The sequence below is a fragment of the Bacteroides sp. 2_2_4 genome (genome assembly GCF_000157055.1).
GTDB lineage: Bacteria > Bacteroidota > Bacteroidia > Bacteroidales > Bacteroidaceae > Bacteroides > Bacteroides ovatus.
On the sequence record NZ_EQ973407.1, the window covers coordinates 1 to 810 of the forward strand.

The window sequence follows — 810 nt, forward strand, 5'->3', positions numbered from 1 at the left end:
CTGACAGTGTTTCTATGGAACATTCTTGGGGAAGTCTCCCCAAAAGTTACTCCGGTGTATAACAGTCGAGGCTTGCCAAGTGGGTGATTACAGAAGTTACTACCGCCTGATGCATTCAGCTCCGGCTCCCGCCCACACCCCGGCACAGCCGGACCACAGGCGACAGCCTATGCAGTGGTATCCCTTGCGGCACGGGTGACAGCTGTGATGCCCGGTGCGGTTTCGCTCCGCCCGGCACTAACGCCGGGACTAAGGCGAGAATCCGCTACCTCTCTTCGTCTGACTATAGGAACGGGCTGTTAGTCAGGAGTGCAGCCGTTCGGTGCGGGGTTCCCGTGTTTTATGATTGAGCGGGTTTGTCTGTTTGGATAGAAGGCGGCGCAAGCTTCCGCCGCCATGCTGACGTGATGCTGCTTGCGCCGTGTTCTTCCGGTTTTTCTGATGGAGTGCAGCTTTTGCGCAGGAAATCCGGAAGAGCAATTATGTTTAATTAAAGCACAAAACCGTTCCGGATTTTGTGCTTTAATTAAACATAACAGCATCTTCCAAATATTCCTGCTGTTTGCGGGCTTTTCCGTTGTTTCAGGAACGGGCATAAAGTTACTCCGTTTAATGTTCACCCTTGCGGACTGCGCCCTGCGGAATGTAAACGCCACCACTGTGGCGGCAAGCCGCCACCCCGACCACCACCCCTTAGTTACCCCTGCCTATCCCGGTTCCCTGCAGGGTTTCCGACATCTTGCGGGTTTCCTGTTCCTGCGGGCTGCGCCTGGCGGCGTGCCCGGCTGACTGTTTGCCCCCTGCGGACGG

1 protein-coding gene is annotated in these 810 nt (G+C 56.0%); it reads right to left on the reverse strand.

Translation table 11 applies throughout. The features are described from left to right. Window positions 1-299 precede the first annotated feature (299 nt). The gene (locus tag BSCG_RS30225; protein ID WP_175285344.1) at window positions 300-596 is read right to left on the reverse strand and encodes a hypothetical protein; all 297 of its coding nucleotides are present in this window, start codon (window positions 594-596) and stop codon (window positions 300-302) included. Between the last annotated feature and the right edge of the window lie 214 nt (window positions 597-810).